The organism is Candidatus Bipolaricaulota bacterium (assembly GCA_021159055.1).
Taxonomy (GTDB): Bacteria; Bipolaricaulota; Bipolaricaulia; order UBA7950; family UBA9294; genus S016-54.
In genome coordinates this window covers 1-7,723 of record JAGGSO010000101.1, presented here as the reverse complement: position 1 = coordinate 7,723, position 7,723 = coordinate 1, and the positions used below count along the sequence as shown (strand labels likewise).

The window sequence follows — 7,723 nt, the reverse complement described above, 5'->3', positions numbered from 1 at the left end:
TATTCCCAAGGGATCCCGCTCGTCGACGCGATCCCGGAGTGGAAGGAGCGGTTCCAGGCGCTGTACGAAACGGCGACTGCCGAACTCGTACAGAAAGGGGGCGTAGAATGAAGAGCGTACTTTTCCTCTCCGGCAAGGGTGGGACCGGGAAGACGTCGCTGGCGGGGGCGTTCGCTGTCCTGATGGAGAACAAGGTCCTTGCTGACTGCGACGTCGATGCGGCGAACCTCCACCTCCTCCTCGATCCGGAGATTCAGAATGAAGGGGAGTTCCAGGGATCGAAGGAGGCGGTCAAGGACGATGCCAAGTGCATCAACTGTGGGGAGTGCCTCCGCGTCTGCCGCTTCCGGGCGATCGACGCGGATTTCAACATCGACCCGTTCCTGTGCGAGGGGTGCGGAGCGTGCGCCTACGTCTGTCCGACCGATGCGATCACCCTCTCCCCCCGGATCTCCGGAAGGTGGTACATCGCGGACACCCGCCTCGGACCACTGGCGAGCGCCGAGCTCTATCCGGGGGAGGAGACCTCGGGGAAGCTCGTCACCGCAGTGAAGCAGCGGGCATACCAGCTCGGGAAGGAACTGAAGGCAGAGCGGCTCGTGATCGACGGCTCGCCTGGGATCGGCTGCCCGGTGATCGCCTCGGTGAGCGGGGCAAACGCGGTCATCCTCGTCACCGAGCCGAGCCTGTCCGGAATGCACGACCTGGAGCGGATCATGAAGGTGGTGCGCCACTTCCGCATCCCGGCGTACCTCGTGATCAACAAGTTCGACTTGAACGAAGGGGTGAGCGCCCAGCTCGAGGAATTCGCCACCAAGGAGGGGCTCGCCATCCTCGGCCGGATCCCGTACGACCCGATGGTCCCACGCCTGATGCTCCAGGGGAAGAGCGCGGTCGAGGCGGAGGAAAGCCCGGCGGGGAAGGCGATGCGGGAGATCTACTCCCGGTTCATGGAGGAGGTCGCATGATCGTCGACAGGCTTCTGGAGACGGCGCGCCCCGAGCTGCGGCAGCGGCGGATCGCCGATGTCAGGATCGGCCTCGGCTACACCGCCGTTCTGCTCGACGATGGAGCGTGCGGGCTCGCCGGTACGGTCACTGAGGGGACGAGCTCCTGCTGCACCTACCTGGAGCGGGCCGGGGAGCTGCTCGGTAAACAGGCGGACGAGGTGGCGGAATACGTCCTCGTTCCGGATCCGATTGCAGCCACGGTCGGGATGGCGACGCTGAACGGGGTGCTCAACCGCGACGGGGCCCCGAGCCCTGATCCGCTTACGGTCCTCCCGATCGATGGAGCGACGGTGGGGATGGTCGGCTGGTTCGAGCCGTTCATCCCGGCGATCGAGCGGCGGGCTAAAGATCTCTACGTGTTCGAGCGGCGCAAGCTCGCGCCGAACGTGCTCCCCGACTGGGCGGCGGAACGCATCCTGCCGCGGTGCGACGTGGTGATCCTGACCGCGATTGCGTTCATCAACAGCACGATCGACCACCTCCTCGAGCTGGTGCAGGGGAAGGAGGTGGCGATCATCGGGCCGACGACCCCGATGGCGCCGCTCCTCGGGGAGTATGGAGTGCGGCACCTGTTCGGATCGATCGTGACCGATCCAAGCAAGGTTCTGACGATCGTGAGCCAGGCCGGCGGGACGCAGCGGTTTAAGGAAGCGACGAAGAAGGTCTATCGACGACTTTAAGAAGAGGAGGTACTCATGCCAAGAGGAGACGGAACAGGGCCGGCGGGAGCCGGTCCGGGAACCGGGATGGGCCGCGGCCGCGGTGGAATGGGCCGCGGGCGGATGGGAGGAAACCGCGCCGGGGCAGGCCCGTCCGGGTACTGCGTCTGCCCCAACTGCGGGGAGAGGGTTCCGCACAAGGTGGGCGTCCCGTGCTACGAGGTGGAATGCCCCAAGTGCGGGACGAAGATGATCCGAGAATAACGGATCGTGCGGATGAAACGGCGTCGGGGAGTGTTCCCCGGCGTTTCGTTTAGCGGATTGCACCACAAGGGCGTATCATTGCAAGCGCAATGAAGGCGTATCTCGACTGTTTCCCCTGTTTCATGCGCCAGGCGCTCGAGGCGGCCCGGATGGCGACCGATGATCCGGCCTTGCAACGAGCCGCCCTCGATCGAGTCGCCCGGCTCCTCCCCACTGTCTCGATGGGGGCCACTCCGGTGGAGATCGGGCAGCTCGTCCACCGGGCGGTGCGGGAGGTGACCGGGGTCCCCGATCCGTACGCGGCGGTGAAGCGGGAGTCGAACGACCTCGGGCTCAGGCTGTACCCCGAGTTAAAGGGACGGGTGGAGGGCTCCCCCGATCCTCTCCTCGCGGCGATCAAGATCGCCGGAGCGGGGAACGTCATCGACTTCGGGGCTAACACCGCGGACGGGTCGGTCGAACGGATGGCGGAGGACTCGTTCTCCCGCGCCCTGGATGAGCCGCTCGATGCCGCCCAGTACCGCGCGTTCGTGGAGCGGCTGGCGGAGGTGGACCGGGTCCTCTACCTGGGGGATAACGCCGGGGAGATCGTCTGCGATCGGATCCTGGTGGAGGAGCTGGTGCGCCGTGGTAAGGAGGTCACGTTCGCGGTCCGCGGTGCCCCGACGATAAACGACGCCACCATGGCCGACGCGCGTTACGTCGGGCTGGATGCCATAGCAACGGTAATCGCGAACGGTTCCGACGCCCCCGGGACGCTGCTTTCCGACTGCTCTCACGAGTTTCTGACTGAGTTTCGCCGGGCCGAGCTGATCATCGCCAAGGGGCAGGGAAACTTTGAAGGGCTCTCCGACGTCCCTGGACCGATCTTCTTTTTGTTCAAGGTGAAGTGCCCGGTGATCGCGCGGGAGGCCGGGGCGCCGCTCGGAACGGTGATCCTGCGGGAACAGGTGCGAGAGGGGATGACGGAATGATCGAGGAGAACGTAAAGCGGATCCTCTCCGAGCTCCCGGATGGTGTCACCCTCGTCGCCGCGGCGAAGACGAGAACGCCGGACGAGATCCGGCGAGCCGTCTCTGCCGGGGTGCATGCGATCGGGGAGAACTACGTGCAGGAGGCGGCTGACGCGTTCTCCGTCCTCGGGCGGATCGCCCCCTGGCACATGATCGGTCACCTGCAGAAGAACAAGGTGAAGAGGGCGGTTGGAATCTTTGACATGATCGAGACCGTCGACTCGCTCGAGCTCGGGGAGAGGATCGACCGGGAGTGCGCGAAACAGGGTAAAGTCATGCCGGTCTTAGTGGAGGTGAACTCCGGCCGCGAGCCGCAGAAGGCCGGGGTCCTCCCCGAGGCGGTGGAGGAGCTGGTGCGCAGGCTGGCCGAGCTTGCCCACGTCAAGGTGCAGGGGTTGATGACGATGGGGCCGCGGTTCGGTGAGCCTGAGCTCGCCCGGCCGTATTTCCGGGAGACGAAACGGCTGTTCGACGAGTTGCAGGCGCTCGGGTTGGCGAACGTCGAGATGCGGTACCTCTCGATGGGGATGAGCAACACCTACAGGATTGCGATCGAGGAAGGAGCGAACATGGTTCGCATCGGAAGCGCAATATTCGGGGAAAGGAAGGAATGATGAGCGTTAACGTAACGCCTCCGCCGGCCTCGGCGGTGGACAAGGAAATCGAGGAGACGCTGAGCCGAATCCGTCACCGGATCGTCGTGTTCAGCGGCAAAGGGGGAGTGGGAAAGACGACCGTGGCGGTGAACCTCGCGTTTGCTCTGGCAAAGCGGGGAAAAAAGGTCGGACTCCTCGACGCCGACATCACCGGCCCGAACGTCCCCCAGATGGTCGGGCTACAGGGGGAGGCACACGCGGAAGGAGGGAGAATCGTCCCCCACGAGCGGGACGGGGTGAAGTTCGTCTCGCTCGCGTCGATGATCCCTCCCGGTACTCCGATCATCTGGCGCGGACCGCTCCGATCCAAGGCGCTCGACCAGCTGATCGGGGAGGTAGGCTGGGGAGACCTCGACCTCTTGATCGGCGACCTCCCTCCGGGAACCGGGGACGAGGTCCTGACGATCACCAAGCGGACGAAGCCACAGCTCGCGATCGTGGTCACCACCCCGCAGGAGGTCTCCCTGATCGACGCCCGCCGGGCGGCGAACATGGCGAAGAAGATGGAGGTCCCGGCAATCGGGATCGTGGAGAACATGTCCGGGCTGATCTGCCCCCACTGCGGGGGGAGGATCGAGCTGTTCGGGAAGGGAGGCGGAGCGCGCGTGGCGGCTGAGCTGGGGCTCAGGTTCCTCGGCGAGGTCCCGATCGACCTGAAGGCGCGCGTCGGCGGCGACTCCGGCGAGCCGATCGTCCTCTCCGACCCTGATGCTGCGGCCTCGGGGGCGTTCTTCCGCATCGCCGACGAGGTCATGAAGACGCTGGAGGAGGGAAAATGAAGCTCGGGATCATCTCCGACACCCACGACAACATGCCGGCGATCGCCAAGGCGGTGAAGCTGTTCAACTCCGAGGGGGTCGACCTTGTGATCCACGCCGGGGACTTCATCTCCCCGATCACGGCAAACGAATTTGGAAAGCTCACCGCCCCGTTCATCGGCGTATTCGGAAACAACGATGGGGAACGGCTGTACCTCGTGGAGCGATTCAAGGAGATCGGGCGGATCTACCCCGACTATCACGAATTCGAGTTCGCCGGGAAGCGGGGCGTGGTGATGCACGAGCCGAAGTTCATCGAATCGCTGGTGAAAAGCAGCGACTACGACCTTGTGATCTACGGCCACACCCACGAGATCGACATCCGGGAGGGAGATACGGTCGTGGTCAACCCCGGCGAGGCGTGCGGCTGGCTGACCGGGAAATCGACCGTCGTCGTCCTCGATTCCGTGACGATGACCCCGCGGCTGATCGAGCTGTAGGAGGGAAGATGGCGATCGTCTATGGTCCGGTACCGTCGCGGCGACTCGGGATGTCGCTCGGGATCGATCCGATCCCGCGGCTTGTCTGCACGTTCGACTGCGTCTACTGCCAGCTCGGGAGGAAGCGGTACAAGGTGCACGGCCCAGAGGAGGTCGCCGAGCCATTCCCGACCCCGGATGAGATCGCCGATGCGGTCAAGGCCGCGCTCGCAGAGCATTCCCACATCGATTACATCACGTTCTCCGGCTCAGGGGAGCCGACGCTCAACCCGCGACTCGGGGAGGCGGTGGAGAAGATTCGTAGATTCACCCAGATCCCGATCGCGCTCATCACCAACTCCTCCCTGCTCACCCGGCCCGAGGTGTTCGCCGCAGCGGCGAGCTTCGACCTCGTCGTTCCCTCCCTCGACGCCGGCGATCAACCGACGTTCGTGCGCATCAACCGGCCGGCGTACGGGTTCGAGATCGATGCGATTGCGGACGCGATCGGAAGGCTCGCGCGAAGGGTCCCGGTTCGGCTTGAGGTGATGCTCGTTCAGTCGGAGCGCTACGGTTCGAACGCCGACGATGCAGCGGTCTCCCGACTCATCGAGAGGGTGCGGGCGATCGAGCCGTGCGAGGTGGATCTGAACTCCCCTGTGCGCCCGCCGGAGGAACCGGTCGATCCCGTTCCCGCGGAGCAGCTCAATCGGATCCAGGCCCGGATGGAGGCGGCGTTGCCCGGGATCCCGATCGTGGTCGTTCCACAGCGGACCTCGTCGCGCTCTAAGCTCGCACGCGCTGATGAGATCGAGGCCGAGATCATCAGGATCCTCGCGGTCCGGCCGTGCACCACCGTCGATCTGTCCGACTCCCTCGGGATCAATCCGGCCGAGGTCGGGAAGTACCTCGCCCGGCTCGCCGAGGCGGGGAGGATCGAGCGCCGCACGCGGGATGGGAAGAGTTACTACGCGATTAAGGAGGGCTAGATGGGACAAATCACGGTGATATACGACAATCGGATTGCCCGGGATGACCTCTACCCGGGCTGGGGGTTCTCCGCCCTGGTCGAACTGGGGGGGACGCGGCTTTTGTTCGACACCGGCGCGGACAAGATCGTCCTCGAGCACAACGCCGCCGCCCTCGGGGTCGATCTCGAGACAACGGACTACCTCTTCCTCTCTCACGAGCACTGCGACCACGTCGGCGCGATCTCATCCGCCCTGCACAAGGGATTGACCGTGGTCTACCCGGACTCGTTCTCCTCCGGGTTCAAGAAGCGGATCGCCGACGAAAAACTGGATGGGATCCCGGTGAACTCACCGGTCGAGTTCCATCCTGGGCTTCGCTCCACCGGCGGGCTCGGAAAGGGGATCGTGGAGCAATCGCTGATCGTGGAGGGCGAGGATGGGCCGATCCTCATCACCGGCTGTGCCCATCCCGGGATCGTGAATATCGCGCGGGTGGCCACCGAGCTCGCCGGCGGGCCGTTGCGGCTCGTGATCGGCGGGTTTCACCTCTTGGCCAAGTCCGAAGCTGAAGTGCAAATGATCGCAGCACAACTGAAGGACCTAGGGATACGGCAGCTCGGGCCGTGCCACTGCACCGGCGAGCGGGCGATCGCGATCCTCGCTGAGGAGTTTAGTGATTGCTACATCGACGTCAGGGCAGGGACAAAAGTCGAAATTTAAGAGGAATAATTGCTACCTGGGTCAGTCTACTGGAACTTTAAGCAGGGATGGCTTTTATTGGGCTAATTACTGTATAATGAATAAGTGACTTTTTAGGAAAGGACCATCCGTTGGAGGACGTGGACGGCAGGGAACCGAATCTCAAGATAGGCGATGTTGTATCCGGATTAGACTCTACTGAGCTCGTTGAGATCCGCGAGATCTCACCGTTTGGGGATAAGATACTCATCGAGGGGATAGGAACACAGTCCCACCGTTTCATAATTCGCCCGTTATCTCAGGAAGAACTCGGAAGGTTGGAGAAAGTTCGCGGGACGACTCGCCTGTTGGACGGCGATCCGAACGCATTTCTTCTCGGCGCTGAAGCCGAACGTATCCGCATCGCCTATCAGTTTGATCCTTTATTCGCTGTCAACTCCAGCGTAGTCGATCCCCTTCCGCATCAAATTGAGGCTGTTTATCGTTACCTCCTTCCCCTTCCTCGTATTCGCTTCCTCCTCGCTGATGACACCGGAGCGGGAAAGACGATCATGACCGGGCTCTTGATCAAGGAGCTCCTCTTCCGGGGGGCGATCAAGAAGATTCTGATCATCACTCCAGGAGGTTTGACCAAGCAGTGGAAAGAAGAGCTACAGGAGAAGTTCGGGCTATCCACACGGTTGGTCAACCGAGCCTCGTTCGACGCGGAACCCGATCAGTTTGCCCGGTATGATGAGGGACTCTACGTCGTTTCTATGGACTTCCTCGCCCGCAATGAGAGCTGCCTGAACGCAGCGAAGGCGACCCCGTGGGACTTTGTAGTCGTCGATGAGGCGCACAAGCTCTCTGCGTATGAATACGGGCGCAAGCTCGATCCAAGCAAGCGTTACGAAGCGGTCGAAGCGATCGCAAAAAACACGGATCACTTGCTGTTTCTCACCGCCACTCCTCATCGCGGCCGCAAGGACACCTTCCGTCGACTTCTTATGTTGCTCGATGAGGATCTTTTTCAAAAGGATGAGTACGTCACTGACCGCGTGCGTGAGCAAGTGGAAAGTTACGGGGCGGATGAAGAGACTTCGGTCACCCGTGCACGGAATCGATTCTTTCTCCGCCGACTGAAGGAAGAGATGGTCGACTGGGAGAAGAATCCGCTATTCAAGCCGCGCCATACACGCACGATCGGTTATGAGCTAACTCCAGAAGAGAAGCTT

10 protein-coding genes are annotated in these 7,723 nt (G+C 62.9%); all 10 read left to right on the top strand.

What is annotated here, in order from left to right; all coding sequences use genetic code 11:
• Positions 1-107 precede the first annotated feature (107 nt).
• Complete coding sequence (locus J7J55_05295; GenBank protein MCD6142115.1) at positions 108-968, top strand: 4Fe-4S binding protein; 861 nt, start codon at positions 108-110, stop codon at positions 966-968.
• Entirely contained in the window at positions 965-1,690 is a 726-nt protein-coding gene (locus tag J7J55_05290) for a DUF364 domain-containing protein (GenBank protein ID MCD6142114.1), read from the top strand. Before J7J55_05295 ends, J7J55_05290 begins: the two co-directional genes overlap by 4 nt.
• 15 nt (positions 1,691-1,705) lie before the next feature.
• Positions 1,706-1,933, top strand: coding sequence for a hypothetical protein (locus J7J55_05285; protein ID MCD6142113.1), 228 nt, complete (start codon positions 1,706-1,708; stop codon positions 1,931-1,933).
• An 89-nt stretch (positions 1,934-2,022) separates the two neighbouring features.
• Positions 2,023-2,907: a DUF89 family protein gene (locus J7J55_05280; GenBank protein ID MCD6142112.1), complete on the top strand. Its 885-nt coding sequence runs from the start codon at positions 2,023-2,025 to the stop codon at positions 2,905-2,907.
• A complete protein-coding gene (locus J7J55_05275) occupies positions 2,904-3,560 on the top strand; it encodes a YggS family pyridoxal phosphate-dependent enzyme (GenBank protein MCD6142111.1) in 657 nt (218 codons plus the stop codon). The genes J7J55_05280 and J7J55_05275 overlap by 4 nt, the downstream gene beginning before the upstream one ends.
• Positions 3,557-4,381: an Mrp/NBP35 family ATP-binding protein gene (locus tag J7J55_05270; GenBank protein ID MCD6142110.1), complete on the top strand. Its 825-nt coding sequence runs from the start codon at positions 3,557-3,559 to the stop codon at positions 4,379-4,381. The genes J7J55_05275 and J7J55_05270 overlap by 4 nt, the downstream gene beginning before the upstream one ends.
• Positions 4,378-4,860, top strand: a complete 483-nt coding sequence (locus J7J55_05265) for a metallophosphoesterase (protein MCD6142109.1) — start codon at positions 4,378-4,380, stop codon at positions 4,858-4,860. Before J7J55_05270 ends, J7J55_05265 begins: the two co-directional genes overlap by 4 nt.
• Before the next feature lie 8 nt (positions 4,861-4,868).
• Positions 4,869-5,828, top strand: coding sequence for a radical SAM protein (locus J7J55_05260; protein ID MCD6142108.1), 960 nt, complete (start codon positions 4,869-4,871; stop codon positions 5,826-5,828).
• Positions 5,829-6,530, top strand: a complete 702-nt coding sequence (locus tag J7J55_05255) for an MBL fold metallo-hydrolase (protein MCD6142107.1) — start codon at positions 5,829-5,831, stop codon at positions 6,528-6,530.
• Between the two features lie 146 nt (positions 6,531-6,676).
• Positions 6,677-7,723: DEAD/DEAH box helicase (locus tag J7J55_05250; protein MCD6142106.1), on the top strand; the 1,047-nt coding region annotated here is incomplete at its 3' end.